21 protein-coding genes and 1 pseudogene are annotated in these 23,325 nt (G+C 42.5%); 17 read left to right on the top strand and 5 right to left on the bottom strand.

What is annotated here, in order from left to right:
• The first annotated feature begins 7 nt into the window (after window positions 1–7).
• A complete protein-coding gene (locus AC2JF7_RS00635; RefSeq protein WP_500726067.1) occupies window positions 8–1,267 on the top strand; it encodes a carboxylate--amine ligase in 1,260 nt (419 codons plus the stop codon).
• A gap of 70 nt (window positions 1,268–1,337) precedes the next feature.
• Here the strand turns inward: AC2JF7_RS00635 and AC2JF7_RS00630 are convergent, their stop codons facing one another.
• Complete coding sequence (locus tag AC2JF7_RS00630) at window positions 1,338–2,129, bottom strand: Fic family protein (RefSeq protein WP_500726065.1); 792 nt, start codon at window positions 2,127–2,129, stop codon at window positions 1,338–1,340.
• Window positions 2,130–2,548: 419 nt separating this feature from the next.
• Between AC2JF7_RS00630 and AC2JF7_RS00625 the strand changes: the two genes are divergently transcribed.
• The 7 genes and pseudogenes from AC2JF7_RS00625 to AC2JF7_RS00595 all read left to right on the top strand — a co-directional run bounded on the left by AC2JF7_RS00625 (window position 2,549) and on the right by AC2JF7_RS00595 (window position 9,276).
• Complete coding sequence (locus tag AC2JF7_RS00625; protein ID WP_500726063.1) at window positions 2,549–3,769, top strand: MDR family MFS transporter; 1,221 nt, start codon at window positions 2,549–2,551, stop codon at window positions 3,767–3,769.
• A 98-nt stretch (window positions 3,770–3,867) separates the two neighbouring features.
• On the top strand, window positions 3,868–5,817 hold the full coding sequence (locus AC2JF7_RS00620) for a M13 family metallopeptidase (RefSeq protein ID WP_500726062.1): 1,950 nt from the start codon (window positions 3,868–3,870) through the stop codon (window positions 5,815–5,817).
• 56 nt (window positions 5,818–5,873) lie between these two features.
• A complete protein-coding gene (locus AC2JF7_RS00615) occupies window positions 5,874–6,419 on the top strand; it encodes a hypothetical protein (protein WP_500726060.1) in 546 nt (181 codons plus the stop codon).
• 329 nt (window positions 6,420–6,748) lie between these two features.
• On the top strand, window positions 6,749–8,191 hold the full coding sequence (locus AC2JF7_RS00610) for an SLAP domain-containing protein (protein ID WP_500726058.1): 1,443 nt from the start codon (window positions 6,749–6,751) through the stop codon (window positions 8,189–8,191).
• 109 nt (window positions 8,192–8,300) lie between these two features.
• A pseudogene (locus AC2JF7_RS00605) lies at window positions 8,301–8,528 on the top strand (tyrosine-type recombinase/integrase); the annotation flags it as partial.
• A gap of 128 nt (window positions 8,529–8,656) precedes the next feature.
• Window positions 8,657–8,914 carry a hypothetical protein gene (locus tag AC2JF7_RS00600; RefSeq protein WP_500726056.1) on the top strand — a complete coding sequence of 86 codons (258 nt, stop codon included), beginning with the start codon at window positions 8,657–8,659 and terminating at the stop codon, window positions 8,912–8,914.
• Entirely contained in the window at window positions 8,908–9,276 is a 369-nt protein-coding gene (locus tag AC2JF7_RS00595; RefSeq protein ID WP_500726054.1) for a type II toxin-antitoxin system PemK/MazF family toxin, read from the top strand. Before AC2JF7_RS00600 ends, AC2JF7_RS00595 begins: the two co-directional genes overlap by 7 nt.
• Before the next feature lie 122 nt (window positions 9,277–9,398).
• Here AC2JF7_RS00595 and AC2JF7_RS00590 read toward each other — a convergent pair whose 3' ends face one another.
• From AC2JF7_RS00590 to AC2JF7_RS00575, 4 genes are all read right to left on the bottom strand, one after another.
• Window positions 9,399–9,530 carry a hypothetical protein gene (locus AC2JF7_RS00590; RefSeq protein WP_500726052.1) on the bottom strand — a complete coding sequence of 44 codons (132 nt, stop codon included), beginning with the start codon at window positions 9,528–9,530 and terminating at the stop codon, window positions 9,399–9,401.
• A 273-nt stretch (window positions 9,531–9,803) separates the two neighbouring features.
• Window positions 9,804–11,840 carry a KUP/HAK/KT family potassium transporter gene (locus AC2JF7_RS00585; protein WP_500726050.1) on the bottom strand — a complete coding sequence of 679 codons (2,037 nt, stop codon included), beginning with the start codon at window positions 11,838–11,840 and terminating at the stop codon, window positions 9,804–9,806.
• Window positions 11,841–11,958: 118 nt separating this feature from the next.
• Window positions 11,959–12,393 carry a hypothetical protein gene (locus AC2JF7_RS00580; RefSeq protein ID WP_500726048.1) on the bottom strand — a complete coding sequence of 145 codons (435 nt, stop codon included), beginning with the start codon at window positions 12,391–12,393 and terminating at the stop codon, window positions 11,959–11,961.
• 254 nt (window positions 12,394–12,647) lie between these two features.
• Window positions 12,648–13,502, bottom strand: a complete 855-nt coding sequence (locus tag AC2JF7_RS00575) for a hypothetical protein (protein WP_500726046.1) — start codon at window positions 13,500–13,502, stop codon at window positions 12,648–12,650.
• 214 nt (window positions 13,503–13,716) lie between these two features.
• Here AC2JF7_RS00575 and AC2JF7_RS00570 point away from each other — a divergent pair, with 214 nt between their 5' ends.
• The 9 genes from AC2JF7_RS00570 to AC2JF7_RS00530 all read left to right on the top strand — a co-directional run bounded on the left by AC2JF7_RS00570 (window position 13,717) and on the right by AC2JF7_RS00530 (window position 22,953).
• Window positions 13,717–13,935: a DUF1659 domain-containing protein gene (locus tag AC2JF7_RS00570; protein ID WP_500726045.1), complete on the top strand. Its 219-nt coding sequence runs from the start codon at window positions 13,717–13,719 to the stop codon at window positions 13,933–13,935.
• A gap of 32 nt (window positions 13,936–13,967) precedes the next feature.
• Complete coding sequence (locus tag AC2JF7_RS00565; RefSeq protein WP_500726044.1) at window positions 13,968–14,213, top strand: DUF2922 domain-containing protein; 246 nt, start codon at window positions 13,968–13,970, stop codon at window positions 14,211–14,213.
• A gap of 481 nt (window positions 14,214–14,694) precedes the next feature.
• The gene (locus tag AC2JF7_RS00560; RefSeq protein WP_500726042.1) at window positions 14,695–16,455 is read left to right on the top strand and encodes an SLAP domain-containing protein; all 1,761 of its coding nucleotides are present in this window, start codon (window positions 14,695–14,697) and stop codon (window positions 16,453–16,455) included.
• A gap of 89 nt (window positions 16,456–16,544) precedes the next feature.
• Entirely contained in the window at window positions 16,545–18,086 is a 1,542-nt protein-coding gene (locus tag AC2JF7_RS00555) for an SLAP domain-containing protein (RefSeq protein WP_500726040.1), read from the top strand.
• A gap of 241 nt (window positions 18,087–18,327) precedes the next feature.
• On the top strand, window positions 18,328–18,432 hold the full coding sequence (locus tag AC2JF7_RS00550; RefSeq protein ID WP_500726038.1) for a putative holin-like toxin: 105 nt from the start codon (window positions 18,328–18,330) through the stop codon (window positions 18,430–18,432).
• Between the two features lie 363 nt (window positions 18,433–18,795).
• Window positions 18,796–19,638 (top strand): hypothetical protein, encoded by an 843-nt coding sequence (locus AC2JF7_RS00545; protein ID WP_500726036.1) that lies wholly within the window; start codon window positions 18,796–18,798, stop codon window positions 19,636–19,638.
• Window positions 19,639–19,907: 269 nt separating this feature from the next.
• Window positions 19,908–20,408: a sigma-70 RNA polymerase sigma factor region 4 domain-containing protein gene (locus AC2JF7_RS00540; protein WP_500726034.1), complete on the top strand. Its 501-nt coding sequence runs from the start codon at window positions 19,908–19,910 to the stop codon at window positions 20,406–20,408.
• A gap of 121 nt (window positions 20,409–20,529) precedes the next feature.
• The gene (locus AC2JF7_RS00535; RefSeq protein WP_500726032.1) at window positions 20,530–21,747 is read left to right on the top strand and encodes an SLAP domain-containing protein; all 1,218 of its coding nucleotides are present in this window, start codon (window positions 20,530–20,532) and stop codon (window positions 21,745–21,747) included.
• Window positions 21,748–21,801: 54 nt separating this feature from the next.
• Window positions 21,802–22,953, top strand: coding sequence for an SLAP domain-containing protein (locus tag AC2JF7_RS00530; protein WP_500726030.1), 1,152 nt, complete (start codon window positions 21,802–21,804; stop codon window positions 22,951–22,953).
• Window positions 22,954–23,325: the final 372 nt, after the last annotated feature.

Here is a 23,325-nt window from a genome sequence, read left to right as displayed (position 1 = left end):
TTTTCACATGGATCAAGACTTTACGCCGATCTTACTCGGTAGTGACATTAATGTTTATGGCATGGCTCGTTCCTTCAATGAGGCCTACGGCATCAAAGTTAAGGCGCTTGCTGACAGCCAACTGGCAGCTACGCGTTATTCTAAAATTGTGCAGGTTGAGCTACACCAAGGCTTCAGTGAGGATCCTACCTTTATTGAGGTCATGCGTGCACAAATGAAGCTCTACCAAGACCACCAAGAACCAGTTTTGCTGATTGCCTGTGGGGATAGGTATGCCGAGTTGCTGGCCAAGCACAAGGAAGAACTAGAAGACGTCTTTGTAGTGCCTTATATTGAATATGACATTTTGGAAAAACTAATTTCCAAAGAAGGCTTCTACAAGATTGCTGAGGAATATGGCCTGCCATATCCGAAGACCAAAATTGTAACCAAGGCAGACTACCAGGCAGAAAACTACCTGGAATTGCCTTTCGGCTACCCGCTTGAACTTAAGCCAGAGGACCCAGTCTCATGGCTGGATGTTCACTTTGAAGGGCGCAAAAAGGCGTTTACTATTCATAGTGAAACTGAATTGCAGGATATTGTGGGCAAGATCTATACTAACGGTTACGAGGCCGATTTGATTTTGCAAGACTTTATCCCGGGCGATGACTCCAACATGCGCGTTTTAAATGCTTATGTTGATAAGAGCCACCATATCAAGATGATGTGCATGGGACACCCACTCTTAGAGGACCCGACTCCGCAGTCAATTGGCAATTACATGGCAATTTTGCCAGATTATGATGAAAAGCTCTACGAGCAGGTTGAAGCGTTCTTGGAAAAGCTGAACTATGTTGGAATGGCCAACTTTGATATTAAGTATGACACTCGTGATGGCCAGTATAAGTTCTTTGAGATCAACTTGCGCCAAGGGCGTTCAAGTTTCTATGTAACTTTAAACGGTTATAACTTGGCTAAGTGGTATGTCGATGACTATGTGTATGATAGTTTGAAGGACAAGGAGACTGTGTACGGCAACAAGCTAAAGTCTCAGCATGTTTTGTGGCTTGGAATTCCCGTTAAAGTGTTCAAGCAATATGCTAAGGATAATGATGCTAAGCAGATGGCTGAAGAATTGATTCATGAGGGCCGCTATGGTACAACGGTCTTTTATGACAAGGACCGTAATTTCAAGCGCTGGCTGCTGATGAAGTATATGTTCCACAATTATTATGGCCGCTACAAGCAGTATTACCAAGAGAACAAGGGTCAGTTTTTTGATTAAGACCAAGTGAATAAACTAAAAAAGATGATTTGCATTGATTGTGCAGATCATCTTTTTATTTATGCTATCTTTACTTGTCATCACTGTGATTGAACTCTTTACCTGCAGACTTAAGTAATTGCTTAAATTCAGCAATGTTTTCTTTTTCATCTTGAGCTGATAACCCTACCGTAGTTTGGTCGGCCCGTGCCTGCAAGTTGGGTTCCATTCCAAAAATGCCATTTTGATAAGTCCAATCTTTGAGACTCGTCATATCTGCTGAAAAGTAATAATCAGCTATCTTTTGCTGCCAAGTAGGCCACTTATCTAGTGGTATGTTGATTAAGCCAGCGCCATTATCAATCATCAGCTTATTGGCCGCAATGGTAGCAGTGCGCTTGTTGCCATCATAAAACATTTGCTGTCGCATATTGTGGTACATCAAGGTCATTGCCTTGTCAGTGGCGGATCGATTGCTAGCAAGCAGCTTTGCCAGATAAGCAGCCTCTTGTTCCTTGCTAATCATTGGCGGTTGATAGTCGCCGCGGTATGTTGCAACACCACTGTTACCAGTACGCAAATATCCGGGAAAGGCGGCTGTGTCTCGAGCGACGATTTCATTAATCTTTTTTTCCATATTTAAGTCTAAAGCTGCTGTTTGATTAACTGCAAATTGCCACCCACGTTTTAGTTGAACGATGATATTAATATCATCGATTGGCACACCATCAACTCCCAGCCCATCAATAATAGTTTGGGTTTGTGGCATAGTGGTAGTTAGACCTTCAAAGCGTGAATTAGTAAAAACCAGTTTGGTTAAATTGCTTTTGGCAAACCGGCGATTTTCTTCCGGCGTTAATTTGAACTTGTCTGCATATTTCAATTTATTTATCCTGCTTTCTAATTAAGTTTGTGGTTTATCTAGCTTCTTACTACTTTCAAAATCAGGTGCCGCACAAATCAACGCAAACTCTGCCGTTTCCGTGTTATCATAGCATGTTTACCTGCAATGAGTAAATATATCGGTCAATCAGACAGTTGGACATTTGTGTGTGTGCCTAGCTAGCGTTATTAAATTACTTTTATTTCAGAACACGTAAGTAGGGGAAGTTTTTGCTTGGGGCTAAATAACTAGTATCAGAAAAATTTTTGCATTGAATAATAAAAAAGGACAGCCGGTGGTTGCGGCAAAATCAGACCTCTATGTTCCGTTTTTGACTAGAGCCATAACACCTCGGGGTGTTCTTTTTTTATGCTTCTTGTTAAACTGGTAATTGTAGTCTAATAGAAAGGACTGATTAAATGAGAGTTACGCATGGATCAAATAATGAGACGGAAATCAAGCTGCGCTGGTTGCTGCTAGGTGAATTGTTGACGTGGGTGGGGTCAAGCTTTGTTTGGCCCCTAACCTCGGTTTATTTGAACAAAGAGTTACACATCAGCCTTTCTGTTATCGGCGTGGTCCTTTTTTGCAATTGTGCCGGCAACGTGTTGGGGTCCTTTGCAGCTGGTCGCTTTTATGACCGCTGCAACCCATATCCGTTAATAGTTGCGGGGCTGGGCTTGAACGCCGTGGTCCTATTTTTGATGGCCTTTTTTCATGGTTGGCCTGAATATTGGATCTGGCTGACGCTCACTGGCCTGCTTGATGGCTGGGATGCAACGATGATTAACTCGATTGCAACTAGTCTGCGCAAGTACCCGGGTCGATATGTCTTCAACCTTATCTATTTTGCCCAAAATGTCGGAACAGTAACCGGAACCTTGCTGGTCGGCTACCTTTACGACTTTTCAGTTGAATTCCTGTTTATCATGGCGGCGGCGCTATTTGCCATCGCCTGCATTAACGCGGTGCTGCACTACCGCCCAATTAGCGACTTCCATAAGAGACGTCAGGCTAAGCAGGCAGAAACAGGCAAGCGGCAGAAGGCAGAACCAATGCCCAAGTACAACATGATGCTGATGGTAGGCTTTTTGATTTCGTTGGCTGTAACCTGGCTCATGTATATGAATTGGGAGTCCAATTTGTCGGTTTACATGGTGTCGCTGGGCATTCCCTTCCACATGTATAGCCTGCTATGGACGCTTAATGGTGCAATTATTGTGCTTGTCCAAGTGATTTTGGCCCGCTTTCCGCATATTTTTAAAAGCCTCTTCCAGCAGATTATCTTTGGCACATTGATGTTTGCCATCTCGTTTGCAACCTTGATTTTTGCACGTGATTTTGGCCACTTTGCATTGTCCATGTTCATTCTGACGCTGGGTGAGGGGACAGCCTTTCCAGCCGTACCAGCATATATTAACGATTTGTCGCCGCTTACGAGCAAGGGCAAGTACCAGGGCGAGATCAACGTTGCCCGGGGGATTGGCCAAGCCTTTGGGCCGCTCTTTGGCGGGATGATTATTGACCGTGCCGGTTACATTCCGTTTTTTATAACTGCAGCTATCGGCATCTTCCTTATGATTATCTTATTGCTCCCCTTGCATGCGAAGTTGCGCAAGCACATCACGCTTTTTAAGTGATTTTGTAAAATCATTTTAATATCTGGTGTATAATTAAAAATGATAATATTAATTTAGCTAATTTTTAATATTGATTTAAAAATGAAAGGATCTTTCATATGAAAAATTTTTTTGCAGTTCGTGGTGGTAGTGGTGACATCATCGAACCCAAAGTAGGGACACGTCCCCAAGACAACTTATACCTGGCCGTCAATTCTGAATGGCTTGAAGAGACTAAGATTCCGTCTGACCGGTCGCGGATGGCTGCTTTTGATGGGATTGATGTCAACGTGGAGAAGAAGCTGATGCAGGACTTTGCCGACTTTGCATCTGGTAAGAAGGATTTGCCCAACGTTCCTAATATGGACGAGGCCGTGAAGCTTTATAAATTGGCACGTGACTTTGACAAGCGCAACCGTGATGGAGCTGAGCCAATCAAGGCTGACTTGGAAATGCTAGAAGGCATCAAGGGCTTTTCTGACTACAACCTGAATGCGCCGAACTTGGCCACCTTTGCTTCTATTCCATTCAGCTTTAGCGTTGAACCGGACATGAAGAACACCAAGGTCAATGTCTTGTCATTTGCCGGCCCAAGCATTTACCTACCAGACACAACGTCCTACCAGACAGCCGATGCACCTAAGCTTTTGGCTATCTTGCAAAAGCAATCAGTGAAATTGTTGACGATGGCCGGTGTTGCCGAAAAGCAAGCACAAAAATATGCAGCCGATGCAATCAAGTTTGATGCCAAATTGGCCAAGGTAGTCAAGTCAACTGAGGAGTGGGCAGATTATCCAGCTTGCTACAACCCGATGAAGGTGGCCGACTTTGAAGCTAAGTTTGACGACTTCAAGATTCAGTATTATCTCCAAGAGGTAATCGGTGAGGAACCAGACCGGATTATCGTTGAAGAACCACGCTACCTGGACCACATTAATGAAATTATCAACGCCGACAACTTTGATGAGATCAAGGGCTGGATGTTGGTCAACTTTGTCAATGACGCAGCATCTGACTTGTCTCAAGAATTCCGCGAGGCTGCTTTCCCATTTAGTCAGGCCTTGTCGGGCCAACCCGAACTCCAAAGCGGCGAAAAGCAGGCCTACCATCTTGCCAATGCCAGCTTTAGTGAAGTAGTGGGCGTATATTACGGCAAGACTTACTTCGGTGAAGACGCGAAAAAAGATGTTGAAGACATGATTCATCGGATGCTGGACGTTTATAAGGAACGTTTGCAAAAGAATAGCTGGCTGTCTAAGGAAACGAAGAAGCAGGCCATTGTTAAGCTGGAAGCTTTGGAACTGAAGATTGGCTATCCGGATAAGATTGAAGAAATCTATAGCCGCCTAAAAGGTATCCCAGCTAGCGAGGGTGGCAGCCTCTATGCCAGTGACCGCGCCTTTGGCATTGAAGAGCAAAAGTACAACATTGAACAGTTGCACAAGGAAGTTGACCGTACAGTTTGGGCAATGCCTGGCAACTTGGTTAATGCCTGCTACGACCCTCAGCGCAATGACTTGACCTTCCCAGCAGCCATCTTGCAGGCTCCATTTTACGACTTGAAGCAAGACCGGGCTACCAACTTCGGTGGTATCGGGACGGTGATTGCCCATGAAGTTTCGCACGCCTTTGACAACAATGGCGCTCAGTTCGACGAATTTGGCAACATGAAGAACTGGTGGACTGAAGAAGACTATGCTGAGTTCAAGAAGCGTACTCAAGATGAGATTGACCTCTTTGACGGAATTGAATACGGTCCAGTTAAGTTGAATGGCAAGCAGATTGTATCAGAAAACATTGCTGACCAAGGCGGGTTGACTGCTGCGGTTGAAGCAGCCAAGAACGAGCAAGACGACTTGAAGAAGTTGTTTGAAAACTTTGCTCGCATCTGGGCTAACAAGCAGTTGACTGAGTCAATCAAGACCCAGACAGCCGTTGACGTTCATGCGCCAGGTCCACTGCGGGCCAACGTGCAAACCCAGTGTCAAGATGACTTTTACAAGGTCTTTGACGTTAAGCCAGGAGATGGCATGTGGCTTGATCCTGACAAGCGCGTTGACATCTGGTAATTAAGCAAACTAAAATAGCTCTGTTTCTACTTGGAAACGGGGCTTTTTTGTTGCCTGTGTTATGCAGGTCGACAGGTTACAGATATTTTCCTTATGAAAATTTCAAGACGATAATTGGTGCACCAAAAAGTTATCAGACCTGGCATATCTATCAAAGAATTATTGAGCCAGCCATGGAAGATCTAGCGCCGTACTTTCAGAATTTGGCTGTCTCTAAAGTTTACGAAAAAGGAAAAAGGGGAAGGAAAATTGCTGGTTATGCTTTTACCTGGAGGAAAGAAACGAAGAGCAAGCGTGATTTAAGAAGCAATGAATTGCTTGAACGTAGTCAAGAATACTACTACATCAGAACTAATACTTTTCTCTCTCCAAAGGCCAAATTTCGAGCAATTGATAAATTTCGCGGTATTAAGCTCGGTACTACCGAAAAAATGTATAAGCATGCCCACCCATCTACGTATTTTCTTGATAGTCAAAAGAACTATGCAGCCAGGCCAATGTTTATTCGTAGTGATTTAGAGCAAGTCAAAATCGTCTTAAACAACTGCTTTTCGGTCTCTTGTCACCAACGGCAGCTGGAAGCAAGGCTGAAGAGCTTGTGACAAATAAATTGTACGATATAGTGGGACGAACAAATAATTTCTTTGAGTTAAAGACTAAATACGAAGGTAAAGCAGTCTATGTATTGGGGAATAATGCCTACGTGGTTTTATAATAAGTGCTTTTATATTTAACTTAATTGATAAGATGATGTTTAACATTGATTTATTTTTGTTTAGGCTATATTTCGAGAGAATATCGAAATATAGCTTTTTACATATATCCTAGTTGTCAAATGATTGCTCTTTCTAGTTTTAACTTTCTATGCAAAGTTAACATAATGTTCTATACTTAACTTGAAAACGCTCTTTCTTATTTTTGAGGTGATTGTATGAATTTAAATAAAAAAATTATTTTGAGCTCAATTGCGGGTGTTCTTGCCCTTGGCCCGATTGTGCCTGCAGCTTTGAATCCAGTTTCTACTGTTGAAGCGGCAGGTGTTGCGACCCTGAAGCTTAATCATAATTCCTATGTTTACACTGCGCAGGGGCAGCGCACCTATTACAACGGCAAGAAAACGCTGAAGATGGGCACAAAAGTTAGCGGCACGAGTAAAATCACTACAATCAAAGGCAAAAATTATTACCCCTTGACTGGTGGGGCCTACATTAAGGCAGCCAATGTGGGCACAATCAACAGCGAAGTACAGCCGGGCAACCTGGAATTGAACTATAATTCTTTTGTGTACGATAAAAATGGGCGGCGCCTGACCAGGTTTCGTGGCAGTAAAAAGAATACACACTTGCGTAAGGGCACGCCGGTGAAGTATTCAGGTACAGTTGAAAAGACCGAGCGCAACAGCAAGCAATACTTCTTGCTCGATGAAGACAATTACAATCAGTCCTGGCTGCCGTATGAAAAGATAGGCGGCAAGTATTACTACAATATTGGTGGTGGCGGCTACATTAATGCGGCCAACGTAGGTCAAATCGACAATAAGCCGCTCTACACGGCTGAAGCAACGGTAGCATTAGCTAAAAGAGATAATTTTAGCAAATCAATTCAAATTGGCTATGGCAAGGAACAAAGAGCTGTTAAGATAGGCCAAAGGGTTAAGGTGGATCGGGTTTCTTTAATACAGTACGATCCGGCGAAGGTTGCTTGCTTTCGCTTGAGTGGAACCAAAACTGGCTTCTTTGCTAAATCACTTGTACAGAAGCAGCCACGGCAAAAACTGTTAACCTATACGTATTATAATTATATTTTAAATACTGGTAATACAGATGTTTATAATATAAATGGTCAAGTTCGAACTAATTTAGGTGTAAATTTTGCCAAAGGGGATAAAATACCGGTAGATGAAGCACTTTATATTTGGCAACCAAAGGAAAATAAGGCGGAATTATTCTACCATATAGCAAGAAATGGTGCTACGATTGATTCAGTTCAGTATGGTAAAATAACAGAAGATTATCGGAGTTATATCAAAGTAACAGGAACTAGCCATATTTCTGGTCCTCAATTAACACCAATTAATACAGCAGAAGAGGCCAAAGCAGACGCTAAAGTGGCTACGAAGGCTGATAAGACTGAATTGCAAAAGCAAATTGATCAGGATAAAATCGTTAAGGCTAATGAAAATTACCAAAAATACGACTCTAGGGCCTATGATATGGTATTAAAAAATGCTAAAGAAATTAATGATTCAAGTACGGCAAGCATTGCGGAAGTAAAGCAAGCTACCAGGCTGTTAAAGCAACAGCAGGAAATGGTATTACTACCGCATGATCAGTTAGATTTTAATGAGACACAAGAAGATGCTATGCCAGAATAAAGGATAGTTAATAATTTTAAAAAGTCCTTGGAGCAATCTGAGGATTTTTTTAGCGTAAGTACGAACATAAGTTTTCATAAAAGCGCTTGAAGTGTTATCTTTATACATAAGGGAACATATGATAATGCACCGAGCAGGAGAGATTCTGAATATTAACTATCTTGGAACTCACACGATGTGTAAGACTGGAGCTTACCGGGTATGTGAGCAGTCACACCACAATATAGCTCTGGTAATGAAGCTGCTAAACCATTCTTCAGAAAAAATAACGCTGGAGTACCTGGGCCTGGATCAAGAGGCCAGGGAGCATCTATTAGATTCGATTGATTTTGGGTAAATGGGCAAAAAACTTTGCGCAATTACTGGAGCAAAAACCCGAGAAAACATACTTTTGTAGAGGTATAATTGAAATCCCCTTAGGAACGGTGTATACTTGTACTAACATAAATTAGGGAGTTGATATTAATGGAAAAGAAATTAGGTAACTTTGTTGCTAGAAAAGTTGGTAATTCTACAGCTCTCACGGTTCCGAGTAAGGCGGGTGTTAAACTTGGTCAACGATTTGAATTGATTCAAGAAGATAATAACACTTTAATCTATAAGGCTATTGACTCTAATCCGTGGTTTAATGGAGAATATGACGATATTGACTTTAAAAAAGAAATTGAAAAAGTAGGTAATCCAGATACTATGCAGGTTGGCAAGGAGAACATTCCGTGGTAGCCCCCAAACAAGGAGATATTATTTGGATAGATGCTGAACCTCATGCAGGACGAGAAGAAGGCGGGCATAGTTTCCAATCTGGTAATATTCAAAGACCAGCGATAGTTATATCAAATAGTGCATATAATCAAAAAACGGGATTAGTTGTCTGTATGCCTCTTACGCATGATCTTAATAAAGATAATGATGAGTTATATTATCATGTTGCTGATATCAACAGTAAAGTATCTGGTAGTGTAATTACTTTTTACATGCCTAATTGTGATTTTTTTGGTCGACACGGTAAAATTGTTGGGCATGTTAGTGACAAAGATTTGGATAACTTGTTATCTAGAGCATATCAAATTTTAGATAAGCGCTAATCTTTAGCAAAATGTTGCTTAACCTAAAATAAAACTCTGAAATTGAAGTGCAACTAAAAAGTTAGCCACTTATTAAACAAGACCTAACGCACGACTCCGATATTTAATCGAAGTCGTGTATTTTAGTTTGTTTGATTTTCTAATTCTTCAAAACTATGAGCCTCTGGCAGCTTTTCTTTTCCAGATAAATCCTCAGCCACTTCTTGTAAAGAGTCGCTTAATTCTTGATTAGGTAAAGAATAATATTTGGGCAACCCCTAGCAAAATAATTATTAACATTTATTAGTCCAACTTTTGGGACTCACTTCATTGAAGAGTTTCAGGAATGGTCTTATTGATCAAATAACATAATTGAGTCAACCGCCTGTAAAGCGGTTGATTGAAATTCAGAGAGGAAGTTCTGTCATCAACAGAGCTTTTTTATATGGCTATATCCGAGCATGACTAAATTGATTCAGTACGCAAAAAAGGACCAACTCCCTTTGAATATCTGGAGTTGGTCCTCATTTTAAAATTATTCGACGGTCTTAATCGTCGTCCTTGTTTTCATCGGCCAAGTGGGAATAGTCCCGAGGTGCCACTCGCTTAATGTGGAGGTTGCGCCGGGGCCTGCCCAAGATTAGGGGTACGCGTTCAATCACAGTGTCCGTGTATTCAAGACCAAACCAAGAAGCAGGGTTAGGAGACAAGTTCTGCAACCAGACACGCGCCTTGAGCATCCACTTTTCAAAGCCCTTGAGCCTGGTCAACGGACTTACCACATCGTTTACCAGAACGAAGGAGAAGTCCCCAACCTGGCGACCTGGCGTAGTCGTATATTCTTGCGGCTGGGCTTCAATTGTACCGTCCTTGATCAGGTCTTGCACGATTTGGCGCAAGTAGACGTTCACGCTTGTTTGCTTTTTAAAGCCTAAGAAGAGCTGGACGTTGATGACATTCTTGGTGCCGTAAGTATTAACGGCATAGCGTGCTGTGAACGGCTCGTTAGTAATGTTGACGGTGACAAACCAGTAAGCCCGGGCCCGTTTTGGTCGCTTGTCAAGAATCGAGTATAGGATCTCGCGCTTGATGAATTTGTTGTATTTGACAGGAGCCATGTAGACCAGGTTAGTGGCGTAAACCGGATAGTCGTCATCGTGGCTTAAGTCAGTAAGCATATCAGTATATTCGTCAAGGCGGACATAAGTGTGAGCCCCTTCATGCTTGTCGCGTACCTTATTGCCGAAGTACCAGATGAACATAATCACGCCAATAAAGCCGGCAATCAGCACGGTGACGTAACCGCCGTGCATGAACTTGGTCAAACTGGAGATCAGGAACATGCCTTCAATGAAGCCGAAGACGATCAAAAAGCCCAGGCGCAATACTAGCGGGTGTTTTCTTTCGCCCAAGTACTCAAAGAGGAGCAGTGTAGTCATCAACATGGTGACAGTGATGGACAGACCATAAGCAGCTTCCATGTGCTCTGATGTCTGGAAGAAAATAACAATGGCAACCGTTGCCACGCAGATCATCTTGTTAACCGCTGGAATGTAAATCTGCCCGTGCTTAGTAGTGGGGTAATGGATGTTCATCCGAGGCAGGAACTTTAACCCGCTGGCTTCAGAGACAAGTGTAAAAGAGCCAGTGATCAAGGCCTGCGAAGCAATAATGGCAGCAATGGTGGCTAAAATAATGCTAAACAGACGCAAGTTGGCAGGAACAGCTTCAAAGAAGGGGTTCAATTCTGTACCGTTGGTCTTAAAGCCCGGATTTTGCAGGATCCACACGCCTTGACCCAGGTAATTCAGTGCGAGACAAATAAAGACATAAGGCCAGGACCCATAAATGTTGCCGCGCCCAACATGGCCAACATCAGAATACAGTGCCTCGGCCCCCGTAGTGGCCAAGAAGATTGAGCCCAAGATGAAGATGCCCACCTTGTTAGCCGGACTGAAGAGGACCTTGATTGCCCAGTAAGGGTTAAGCGCCTCGATAATCGACCAGTCGTGCATCATATTAGTGATGCCAACCAGGCCTAAGAAGGTAAACCAGACGAACATGATTGGGCCAAAGGCCTTGCCGATACTGCTGGTACCAAGCATTTGAATGGAAAAGAGCGCCAGCAAAATCACAATGGTGATAATGACAACGGCAGTTTGGTTGGGAACGGGGACGCTAGAACCAAAACTCATCTTTTTCAAGCCTTCAATTGAAGTGGTAACCGTCACTGCCGGCGTTAAGGTCCCGTCGGCTAAAAGGGCAGCGCCTCCGACCAGTGCGGGAATAACCAGCCACTTAGCACGCTTGCGCACCAATGCATAGAGGGCAAAGATACCGCCTTCGCCGCGGTTGGTTGCACGCAAGGCAACTAAGACATACTTGATAGTTGTCAGCAACATGACAGTCCAAAAAATCAGCGAGATTGAGCCTAAGACCATCTCGCGGTTCATGCTGGCGATGCTGCCATTGCCGGTAACGATTGACTTCATAACATAGAGCGGGCTCGTGCCGATATCACCGTAAACGATGCCGACAGTAATCAGCAGCCCGGCTGCTGAAATCCGCTTCTTCTTCTGATCCATAGTTATTTATATACTCCCATAGACTTATATCAAAATAGTTTAAGTAAAAAAGAATGCCAAAGTGACATTCTCTTTTAAATATCTATTTTGTTCCTTTTTTGCTTATAGTACAAGTAAATTATGACAAAGAAGTCGAAATATTGTTGCGCCGATCCTCATACCAATTGTCCCAATCGCGGTAAGATGTCATCTTGCCAGCATCGATTCCGTCCTGGTCAGAGATTTCATCAATGATGCTTTGGAAGTTCTGAGCATGGTATTGCAAGGCGTGGCTAACCAATTCCCGGCGGCCAAAATGGATATTGTCAAGAAGATATTGGTTGATGTCAACCATATTGGAATTAACATCGTAGGTGTTCATAATTTCCAAATCGCGTTGGTTGAACTTGGCAATGTAGAAGCCAGTGAATACTTGCAGGTATTCAGGCTGCTCAGTAAACTCCTCTTGCGGCATTGTAACCCACTCGGTCTCAGGAATGATTACCTTGAGTTCTTCTTCTTTTTGTTCTTTTTCTTTTTCAGTATCTTTGATGTTATTTTCTTTTTCGGTCAAAGCAGACACCCCTTTAATAAAAATAGGAAACGTGAAAGTCAATAGTCATTTTACCGACTTTATGCGGTAAAAGCAACCGTTGCAGCGATTAACCCGTAAATGACCATTGTTCCTTCTTATATGATAGTAAAATTATAGCATCTTTGGCAGGCAAGTGGGTTAGGCAAAAGAAAAGACATCCGCAACTAACGTTCATTAGTCAAGAATGCCTGTCTTTAAATTAGCTTTCAAGTAGGTGGAATTAGTCTTGGTGCTTATGGCTTCAAGTAGCTTTCGATATCCTGCTTGGTAATCTTGCTTGGCTTAGGGCGACGAGAAGTCCGGTACATATCAATGAGGTCTTGCGGACTCCATGACATTGCATCGTAGCCAAGCTTGTTTACGCGCTTGCGCAATTGCACAATTTGCTTGTTGGTAACAGTCTTGCCGTGAACCTTGTGGTTGCCCATGGCACCTTCACCGGTTTTGCCAATATTACCTGTGTTCTTCTGGGCAATGGAGTCAGAACTTCCAGCAGAAGTGCCATTGTTGTCTGCGGCTGCCTTCTTGTCAGCTGCAATGCCCTTTTGGGCTGCCTTCTTGTAGCGCCCGTAATATTTGCCATCAATGTAAGGCAGGTCGAGCACCTTTTGGTATTGGTCAACGGCCTTTTGGTAGTCCTTGTCGGCTTCGGCCTGGCTAGCAGCAGCGAAGATAGGCTTGATTTCATGGTCGTAATTGTCTTGCACATCCGCAATCGTTGTCTTGAACGTGCGTCCTTGCCGGGCTAAAACGGCATAGCCGTGGCCCTTCTTGATGACATTGTCGACCATCACGCGTGCGCGTGCATATTCACCAGCAGAAGTAGCAGTGATGGCAGAGTCCATGTTGTCGGCTTGGTCCTTGTAGGCCTGTGCTTCAGGGGTTTTCTTGATCCCAAGTGCCTTGTCAAAGGCGCTGCTTGCCTGCTTGTAGTTCTTAGCTGCAACGGCATCCTTGCCGCTAGTCATTGCATCATTGTAAGAGGCATTAACGCGATCACTGTTTGATTTCTGTGTTGCGTAGAACGTACCGCCGCCAATGGCGATAATCACCACGGCCACGATGGTCCAAATCGTAGATTTCTTCATAATAGGAATTTATCCTCCTTGTTAATACTTAGGTTAATTATAGATGGTTTAGGCGCATTTGACTACTCAATGATGTTTTTAGCTAGAAAAAATTAAAAAATTCAAGTTTGATGTTACACTTTGGCCCCCTCAATTCGTTAGTAATAGTGTAAGAAGTCTGGCGCGCGGACTGATTACAAGACACAATGTTTTTTATATAAGGAAGGTTGAGACAATGAACTTTGAATTACTCGAACAATCAGTCCAGTATGTATTTTTGAATTCTAAGTATGGCAATGGCAGCAAGATGCGCGTTCTGCGCAATGTCAAAGAGGGGGCTTCTGCTTCAGGCTTGGCCCAAGTTGGAACAGCACTGGCTGACCTGCAGGCAGACCAACTGGGGATGGTGACTTTAGTGCAAAAGCATGCGGTTCCTCTGCCTGAAGAAGCATAAGCATTAATATAGGAAGAAGAGGAGCAAAGATAATGACAACGACAACAAGCTTACAACTAGTGTTTCTGAATGAGCGAGGCAAGCGGGTCAACTTGTCCTTGCCTAATGCAGCCCCAAACTTGGAAGAAGCCAAAGTCAAGGCGGCAATGACCACGATTGTGGAGGCAGACGCCTTCCAAAAAGACGGACTTGACCTCTATAAGACGCCCAAGTCTGCAGCTTACATTGAACGCAAGGTTACTAGCGTGTTTGATGATACTGCAGTTGAGGCCAGATAACAGATTATAATAGAAGAATAATTAAACCGACTAGGAAGCCGGACTTGCAATTGAGTCCGGCTTTTTAAGATCTCTTAAAAAATATTTCGTTATTATTTTGTAAAATTGGTGTATTAAAAAGGAAGAAAATGAAACTTTATTGACATCGCAAAAAGGTGTATTAGTTGCAACATAAGGCTTAGGGCGCTTTTGTAAAAATTACGGCCAAAACTTAAAGTGTAAACGTTTATTACAAAAGTATGTTAAATAATTGCTTACCTTGCAATTTAGCCAAAAGGTAGGTACAATATGCAATGTGGTAAGTAATAGCTATGCTTCAGGTTAATGACCTGTACGCATGCGCGTTCTTCAGCTCGAAGGCTACCTCATAAGAGTTATAAACTTATGAATTCAGCTCGAAGGGTGTTGTAACAATGTAGGATCATATAACTGAACCTATAGTCTATTACTATTTTGTATATACACAAGGAGGAAAGACCACATGAAGAAAAATTTAAGAATTGTTAGCGCTGCTGCTGCTGCTTTATTAGCTGTAGCTCCAGTCGCTGCATCTACTGTATCAACAGTATTTGCTGATACCGCTGTTACGGTTGAAGGTGGAACTGTAAGTACAACCCCAGCTAAAGCTACGCTTAAGCTGAATGTTAACAACGTTGCTACTTTAGCTAATGGTGACCCTGCATCAAAGGTGCAAGCTTCACTTGCAACCCCAACTTTGCCAACAGGTGCTTCTGTAGCAGTTTCAACTGCTAAGATTTACACTGCTACTGCTGCTGAAGGTACTGGCAAAGGCATGGTAGGTTCTGGTGCTGTTGTTACGAACCTTACCCCAAGCGCAGATTACTATGCTGCTGCTACTGTTACCATCACTGGCTTAGAAAAGAGCAAGTCATATTCTATCGATGTCAACGGTACTACTTACACCGTTTCTTCTGATGCAACTGGTACGATTTCTGGTTTTGGTGTAGTAAGTAATAAATTCAAATTGTTTGACACCACCAAAACTGGTGCACCTTTTGTCAGAGAAACAGCTAAAAATCTTGCTGTAGATTCTGGTTCAGTTGACCTTACTGCTTATAATGTTACTGCTGTTGTTACTGCAATTAATACTAAGTATGCAGCTGCAACTAATGGTACAGCAATTGCATCATTTAAGAACGTTGCGCAAGATGTTCGTGATGGACTTAAGGCTGCTGGTGTCGATGTAAAAGCTGATGGTACTTTTAATAATCCAGCTACTCCAGTAAAAGTTACTTTGAACTTGGAAGCAGACAACGGTAAGACTTCTACTTTTGTAGTCACTTTAAATCCTAGTGCTACTCAGGGAGATAAGACTTATCCACAAATGTCATACAATGGCAAAGTTTACGCAGGCACTGCTACTATTGATGCACTTAAAGCTGACGAGAAGTTTAACTATGTTCCAGTTAATGGTGTAGTAGACACTAAGGCTATTCAGGATGCGTTCTATACTACTGTGAACGAGACTCCTGTAGGTGGCACACCTACTTTATTGACACCAACTGTTGACATCAGCAAGGTTAACACTAAGGTTGCTGGTAAGTACCCAGTTGTTGTTTCAGCAACTAACGCAGACAAGAAGACTACTAAGGTAACCTTCATGCTGACTGTTGGTGAAAAGGGTGCAAATTATGTTACTGTTCAATCAAATGGTGCTATTCCAGTTTACCAAATCAACGGTAACACTGTAACTGACTCAAAGACTACTGTTCAAAATGGTGATCAGATTGCTACTTTTGGTCAACCAGTAATCATCAACGGTAAGTCATACACCCACATTAACAGTGCTAGTTCAGACCTTTACGTTGAAACTCAATATGTTGATGGTACTTTTAAGCCAGCTGACAAGGTTTCTAAGACTGTTATGCACAATGCATACATTTACGATGCTAAGCGCAAGCGTGTAGGTACTAAGACTTTAGCTGCCTACACCAAGGTTGATGTTTACGGTAAACCAACTAAGCTTGAAGATGGTAGCTTGGTATACAAGATTGGCGACAACCAATACGTAATGGCTGACAACATTGACGGTACTTCACGTGTATTAAGCCACAACGCTTACGTATACAAGACCTCTAAGAAGCGTGCTGACAAGCGTGTACTTCGTAGTGGTTCTACTGTGACTACTTATGGTTCACCTTATACATTCAAGAATGGTAAGGCATACTACCGTATCGGTGGTCCTGCTAAGCAATACATCAAGGTTGCTAACGTTCGATAATTAACTTTGGCAGATAAAATTTATCTGCTAATCTATAAAACCGGATTCGAGTAACTCGTTTCCGGTTTTTTGATAGGGAGGAAAGACCTATGAAGAAAAACACAAGAATTCTGAGCGCTACAGTGGCTGCTTTATTAGCAGTTGCTCCAGTTGTTGCAAACTCTGTAACAAGCGTGTTAGCTGACAGCAATGTTACGGTTAAAGGTAGTTTTGAAGGTTCAGCTACACTTAAGTTGAATACTAACAATGTTGCCAGTTTAGTTGCTGGTGATCCCGTTTCTAAGTTGGAAATGAAACTTGATCAATCAACTTTGCCAACAGGTGCTAGTGTTAATGAAGTAGATACTAAGATTTATAAGTCTGCTACTAATCAACCAGAAACAGATCCAATTACTGGTATCACAGCAGAACCATCTCCAGATATTGAAATGGCTCCAGATGACAAAGGCTTTAAAGTCACTGGCACTGAAGTTACAAACTTTGCTGCAAATACTAATTACGTTGCAGCTAAACAAGTAGATATTGTTGGATTGCACCCTGAAAAGACTTATGAAGTTACGATTAACGACAATCCTTTTTACCTTACTGCTGATAAAGAAGGTAAAATCAAGGGAATCGGTGTAGTCAGTGATATGTTCAGACTTTTTGACAATACTAAGACTGGTTCTCCAATTGTCAAGGAAGGCAATAACGTTGTTACTTCAGGCTCAGTTGATCTTACTGCGACGGACAAAAATGTTTCTGACATCGCAGAAAAGATTATTGCTAAATATACTGTAACGACTGATAATGGTGACAGTAAGGCTGATTTTAAGAGTGTTTTAGATGATATTCGTGCAGCTCTTAGTGCAGCTGGTATCGGTGTAGACGTCAATGGTAACTTTAGTCAGCCAGCAAACCCAGTCAAGGCTACTTTGAATTTGCTTGCTGATAGTGGTAAGACTGCTAAATTTGAAATCACTGTAAATCCTGCACCTAATAACGTTGTTACTCCAGCAGCTCCTGGTAGCTCTTCTACGCCAGTATCCCCAGTTACTGGAGTTTCTAAGACTATTAAAGCTAATGGTGCTGTTCCGGTTTACCAAATTGATGGTACTACTGTGACTGACTCAAAGACCACTGTTAAAAATGGTGATCAGGTTCTTACTTTTGGTGAGCCAGTTGTCATCAATGGCAAGTCATATACTCGTATTAAATCTGCAGATTCAAATCTTTTTGTTGAAACTAAGTACGTAGACGATTCAACCAAGCCAGCTGACAAGGTTTCTAAGACTGTTATGCACAATGCATACATTTACGATGCTAAGCACAAGCGTGTAGGTACTGAGACTTTAGCTGCTTACAGCAAGATTGAAGTTTTAGGACAACCAACTAAGCTTGAAGATGGTAGTTTGGTATACAAGATTGGCGACAACCAATACGTAATGGCTGACAACATTGATGGTACTAAGCGCGTACTGACTCACAATGCTTATGTCTACAAGACCTCTAAGAAGCGTGCTGACAAGCGTGTACTTCGTAATGGTTCTACTGTAACTACTTACGGTTCAGCTTACACATTCAAGAATGGTAAGGCATACTACCGTATCGGTGGTCCTGCTAAGCAATACGTTAAGGTTGCTAACTTTTAATTAATTGAATAATTAATTACGCAAAACGGAAACGAGATAATCGTTCCCGTTTTTTGTTTGCTCTTTTAAAGGGGTATGTAGTTTAAATATTATGTGTACTAAATAGAAACTTGACTAGTATTTTAGTATAATTAAGACAGTAGAGAAGTTAAGGCGGTGGCTACTTTTAATTTTTGGGAGGTGGTTCCTATGGGGTTAAGAACCTATAGACCTAGAATCCTAAAGAAAGGAGGTAGCCCAAGTGTCTGTATCAGATGCTTTGCAGCTGGCAATTGGTGTTGGTCTTTTGATCATCAACTTAATTGCACTGGTTGTAAATCTGATTAAAAATCAGACAAAAAAATAATCGCCTTAGCTTGGACGAGCTAGCGATTGTTTAAACAATTATAGCAAGCCACCGTTAAAGCGACTCTACCAGGGGAAGTTCTATTGGAACTTCCTCTTTATATTGGCATTATAACACGGACATAAAAAACGTGCTAGTCTTGATTATTAATATTTTCTATATAAGTAAACACTGCAATAATGCAGTCTACTGCCTGGCCTAGCTATACAATACGTTAAGGTTGCTAACTTTTAATTAATTGAATAATTAATTACGCAAAACGGAAACGAACTGATCAGTCCCGTTTTTTGCTGCCTCCTTTTGTAAGCGGTATTATTTATGTATAATAAGGGTGACAGAACTAACTTAAAGGAGGAAGCGAAAATGGCAACTAAAGAATGCAGAAGATGTAACTTACCCCAGCAAGATGATTACCATGTCTGGTCCAAGCAGCTGCTGCGTGATCGAATCGGACGCGATAGCATTCTGAACACCTATCTGACAGAAGACAAGCAATATTGCATCAATTCTAATACGCTTGCCCTTTATGAATTCCAGCATGATCCGCTCTTGAATCGCTATAAGAGTGTTATCTTTGATGCCAACTTAGGCATTGTCTTAAGTCCACGTAGCAGTCGGGCCCTTGTTACCGCTTTTTCCAAAGAGTGTCTACTAGCCGGATTAGAGTTCCAGCGGGACTTTGCCCGCAGAATTCGGCTTACTAGCCGCAACGTTATTGCAACAGGCCGGCTAGCATATTTTTCCATGCGCAGCTATAACTCGGGCAACGTTGACTGGGTGGCACTGCATCAGATGATGAGCTTTAACCTGTGTGGTGGCTCAACCATCCGCTTTGTGTCGCTTAACTCCGGGAAAATCAATTATGTCTTTTCTTTTAATAATTGCAGTCGCTATATTCACAATAAGGTGCTTAATAGTTTGCTTTATAACCATGCCTTGCACAAGGTAGGCACAGTCCACCTTGAGCAGTTATTGGGCTGGCAGGTCAAGCAGGTTAGGGGGCAGTCCCTGATTGACCAGGCTGATTACTACCATCCCCATCAGTCGCTGGACGATATTTCCTTGCAACAGATTATTCAAGACCTGCTCGACAAGAAGCATGCCCGCTACGTTCACCATCTGGCTGCTTACCTTGAACTGCCATATTTAGTTGACATTCACAGGTTCATCTACCAGCTAAGTCAACGTCCTGATACCTTATATTAAACTTTGAAAATGTGATTGCATGACGCGCAGTCAGAACAATAAGAGGATCTTTTTGTTCAAGGCTAGCGTCTATTTTTTTTGCTTTTTTTCACCCAGAGGTGAAGCAATGCTAGTTAAATTATCAAAGGAATCGCCACTATCCGTGCCAATTGCTTTTTTTCTGCTTGTAAGTCCTGTATGGACCAACTTCTGCTTTGGGCCAATTAAGACAGCCTGCTAATCTACAGGTGCACAAGCGCTTGTGACACTAACGAATGAGAGGGTCACAAATGAAGATTGATAAAAAGGCCTGGCAAAGGGCGTGGGCCAACCAGCGATTAGTTCGAGGAGCCTTGAAGCATGCCCATGTGCGGCCAGACTACCGCAACTACGAAGACTTGTTGCAAGAGGGCATTATTGTTTATGCCGAAATGCTGACGACACTAGCAGAATTGCCCCAGGCTGAAATCGACAGGCAGAGCTTTCGCAAGATCATTTGGCGCACCATTGACTTGTTGCGCCGCGAGCAGAGTAATTATGAACACCAGGTTTATTTAGAGAATGCATCTAAAAGTGAATTTATTGTGAACGAAGCTAACGCAGATACCCTTTTGGTGCTTATGCTGGAGGTGGGTCAAATGCCTGTCTTGGCGCAAGTGTTATTTTATCATCACTTTATCCTGGGTAAGTCGATCACAGCAATTGCCGGTGATACCGGGATTAGTCGTGCTCATCTCCACCGCCTTAAGCGCAAAATACAAGAAAAATCACGCAAGCTGCTAGCAATTTAAATTACCATTTGTAATATAAAATAGACAATATTACTTTTTGACTACAATTGAGGGGAAACTGTTGTTAATCCCCGAATAGCCCGATACAATAAAAGTGTCGGTTAAGGAGGAATTTTAACTTATGAAGAGAAGACTTATCACTGGTTTCTCAGCGGCCATGCTTGCCTCTGCCACTGTCATACCAGTTACCAACAACTTAATTGCCAATTCGCCTGCCCGTGCTGAGCAGGCAGCGGCTGCCACGGATGGCCAGAGTGCATTTTTGAATACTGCTGCCAAGCAAGCACAAAAAGTTGCCAAAAAATATGGCTTATATCCTTCAGTAATGATTGCGCAAGCAATTGTTGAATCAGACTGGGGCAAGTCAGGTCTGGCTGTGAATGCCAACAACTTATTCGGCATGAAGGCCGATGACAAGTGGCCTGGTGGCACATATTCTGCCAAGACGCGTGAAGAAACCAAAAACGGTAAGAGTTATTATGTTGTTGCCAAGTTCAGAAAGTACCCGAGCTACCAAGAATCCTTTGATGATAACGGCAAGAAGTTGCGCGAAGGCGTTTCTTGGCAACCAGAACGCTACAAGGGTGCTTGGCTTGAGAATGCCGCTTCCTACACAGATGCGACCAAGGCTTTGACTGGGACTTATGCCACAGCTAATAATTACAATACGATTTTAAATAATCGAATTGAAAGCAGCAACCTGACCAAATATGATCCGCAGATTTCAAACACTAGCAAGTCATATGTCGTTAAGAAGGCTGGTGCCACATACGCCTGGCCTACTGACCACGCTATTTCTGCTAAAACCGACTCAGTTGCTGCTGGGGATGCCGTTACGGTTACTAAAACCATCACGTACTATAACGGCAAGCAGCGGATGTACATCGATGGCAAGGGATGGGTTAACGACACCCTCTTGAATATGGGCAGTGCTTTGCCACCAGCTTCAAAGAAGCCAAATGGTGAGCAAAAGGTCAACAAGACTTTAATGCATAATGCCTATGTTTATAATGCTAAGGGAACACGCATTAAAGGAATGAAGGCCCTCAAGTCTGGCAACGATGGTCGAGTGATTGCTACATATGGAACTAAGACTATTAAAGGCAAGCAATATTACCGCATTGGCAAGGACCGATACATTACCTGCGGCAATATTGATGGTACTGTCAAACCATTGAAACATAATGCCTACGTCTATAATGATTTTGGCAATCGGGACAACAAGAAAGTCTTGAAGAAGGGTAGCTCAATTGCCACCTTTGGGTCAGCAGTCACGATTTTTGGCCACAAGTACTACCGGATTGGAGTCCACCAATATGTCAGGACAGGCAACTTTTAGTGGTAAACAGCGGACAATATAGAAGGTAAATAAAATTAAGGAATGAATACTTAAATGAAGATCAAGAAACTAATAACTACTATTGCTATCGGAGTAGGGTTAGTTGCGCCTGGTTTGCAAGTTGGTCAAAGCCAAGTGGTCCAAGCTGCTTCCATTAACGAGATTGCCAAACAAAACAGTTATGTTGGCGTAACCTACTTGTACAAAATGCTGCAAACACAGGGCATTCGCTACAACAAGTTTTACGCAGGTGGCAACAAGATCAAGTACCGCAATGGCAGCCCTGAGGGTATTGTTATCCACGAAACGGCAACGCCAGGTGCTTCTGCCTACAATGAAGCAATTTATTTCAACCGGGAATGGAAGAATATGTATTCTTACGTTCACGCTTTCGTTGACCACAAGCAGGTTATCCAGATGATGACGCCCAAGTATGGTGTATGGGGCGCTGGTGCCATGGCCAACAACCGTTTTATCCAGATTGAACTCTGTGAAGAAAATACGCGATCTAAATTTGCTAAGAGCGTAAATAATGACGCAATCTATGCTGCCAAGCTGATGCACCGCTACAATATTGTGCCAGTCAATGCTTCTAATACTGGTAAGGGAACAGTTTGGTCCCACCATGCTGTCTCCAAATTCTTGGGTGGTACTAATCATACTGATCCCGATGGTTACTTTGCCAAGTGGGGCTACTCAATGAATGACTTCTTCGACCTGCTGAAGTACTACTATGACTTGCAGGCAGGTGAAACCGACAGCGATGCAGTGAATTCAAGCGGCAATAACGGTCAAGATGGGACTGGCAATATAGGTGCAACTGCCACTGCCGCTATCCCTGATCCAAGCGGTGACACCACTTTGATGCACGATGCCTATATCTACGATGCACAGGGCAAGCGCACAAATGCAGCCATGAAGACCGCAGGTACGGTGGTTAACGTCAAGAAGACAACTATGATCAACAACAAGAAGTTTCTTCAAATTGGTGACAATGACTACATTGTTGCCAGCAACGTCATTGGCAAGTATCAAGTCTTGTCGCACAATGCCTATGTCTACAATACTACTGGTATGCGTGCCAACAGTTCCAAGCTTAAGCGCGGCGAAGCAGTGCATACTTATGGTGGCCAGCTTAACATTGCCGGCAAGTGGTACTATGCAATCAGCCCAACTGAATTTGTGAAAGCGGCAAACTTTAGATAGGCATAGAAACGTTGGTCCTGCCGGCATACTTACAATATAATTAACAATAGAAATCAGCAAAATTCCCAATTAAAGCTTGAAGAGTAGATGATGCAATTCAGGCAAAAAGGCAATTTTGCTTTTTTTGTGCAAAAAAATTGTGGTCAAGTATATCCTGTACATAAATTGGGTAGCCAAGTAATTGCTTGGCTAAGAAATCTGAATAATGCTTTTGATTTTTTGTGTGCGAATATGCGCTAAATATAGATAATATTATATTGCACTCATAAGTTAGAAAGGCTTGCCTTGTGCTTTGTTAATTCGTTAATTTGTATCATACGTTAACCAATAAATTATGCTTCTGATTGATAAAATTTATTCTCAAGGACTAAA

The organism is Lactobacillus sp. XV31L (genome assembly GCF_059900865.1).
The sequence above is the reverse complement of the archived record's forward strand: the minus strand, read 5'-3'. Positions and strand labels throughout refer to the sequence as shown.

What these genes read in the sequence shown, in the direction of transcription:
- AC2JF7_RS00635 (WP_500726067.1), top strand. Translation starts at nt 8, where the DNA reads ATGGATCAAGACTTTACGCCGATCTTACTCGGTAGTGACATTAATGTT.
- AC2JF7_RS00625 (WP_500726063.1), top strand. Translation starts at nt 2,549, where the DNA reads ATGAGAGTTACGCATGGATCAAATAATGAGACGGAAATCAAGCTGCGC.
- AC2JF7_RS00620 (WP_500726062.1), top strand. Translation starts at nt 3,868, where the DNA reads ATGAAAAATTTTTTTGCAGTTCGTGGTGGTAGTGGTGACATCATCGAA.
- AC2JF7_RS00610 (WP_500726058.1), top strand. Translation starts at nt 6,749, where the DNA reads ATGAATTTAAATAAAAAAATTATTTTGAGCTCAATTGCGGGTGTTCTT.
- AC2JF7_RS00600 (WP_500726056.1), top strand. Translation starts at nt 8,657, where the DNA reads ATGGAAAAGAAATTAGGTAACTTTGTTGCTAGAAAAGTTGGTAATTCT.
- AC2JF7_RS00585 (WP_500726050.1), bottom strand. Translation starts at nt 11,840, where the DNA reads ATGGATCAGAAGAAGAAGCGGATTTCAGCAGCCGGGCTGCTGATTACT.
- AC2JF7_RS00575 (WP_500726046.1), bottom strand. Translation starts at nt 13,502, where the DNA reads ATGAAGAAATCTACGATTTGGACCATCGTGGCCGTGGTGATTATCGCC.
- AC2JF7_RS00570 (WP_500726045.1), top strand. Translation starts at nt 13,717, where the DNA reads ATGAACTTTGAATTACTCGAACAATCAGTCCAGTATGTATTTTTGAAT.
- AC2JF7_RS00565 (WP_500726044.1), top strand. Translation starts at nt 13,968, where the DNA reads ATGACAACGACAACAAGCTTACAACTAGTGTTTCTGAATGAGCGAGGC.
- AC2JF7_RS00560 (WP_500726042.1), top strand. Translation starts at nt 14,695, where the DNA reads ATGAAGAAAAATTTAAGAATTGTTAGCGCTGCTGCTGCTGCTTTATTA.
- AC2JF7_RS00555 (WP_500726040.1), top strand. Translation starts at nt 16,545, where the DNA reads ATGAAGAAAAACACAAGAATTCTGAGCGCTACAGTGGCTGCTTTATTA.
- AC2JF7_RS00545 (WP_500726036.1), top strand. Translation starts at nt 18,796, where the DNA reads ATGGCAACTAAAGAATGCAGAAGATGTAACTTACCCCAGCAAGATGAT.
- AC2JF7_RS00540 (WP_500726034.1), top strand. Translation starts at nt 19,908, where the DNA reads ATGAAGATTGATAAAAAGGCCTGGCAAAGGGCGTGGGCCAACCAGCGA.
- AC2JF7_RS00535 (WP_500726032.1), top strand. Translation starts at nt 20,530, where the DNA reads ATGAAGAGAAGACTTATCACTGGTTTCTCAGCGGCCATGCTTGCCTCT.
- AC2JF7_RS00530 (WP_500726030.1), top strand. Translation starts at nt 21,802, where the DNA reads ATGAAGATCAAGAAACTAATAACTACTATTGCTATCGGAGTAGGGTTA.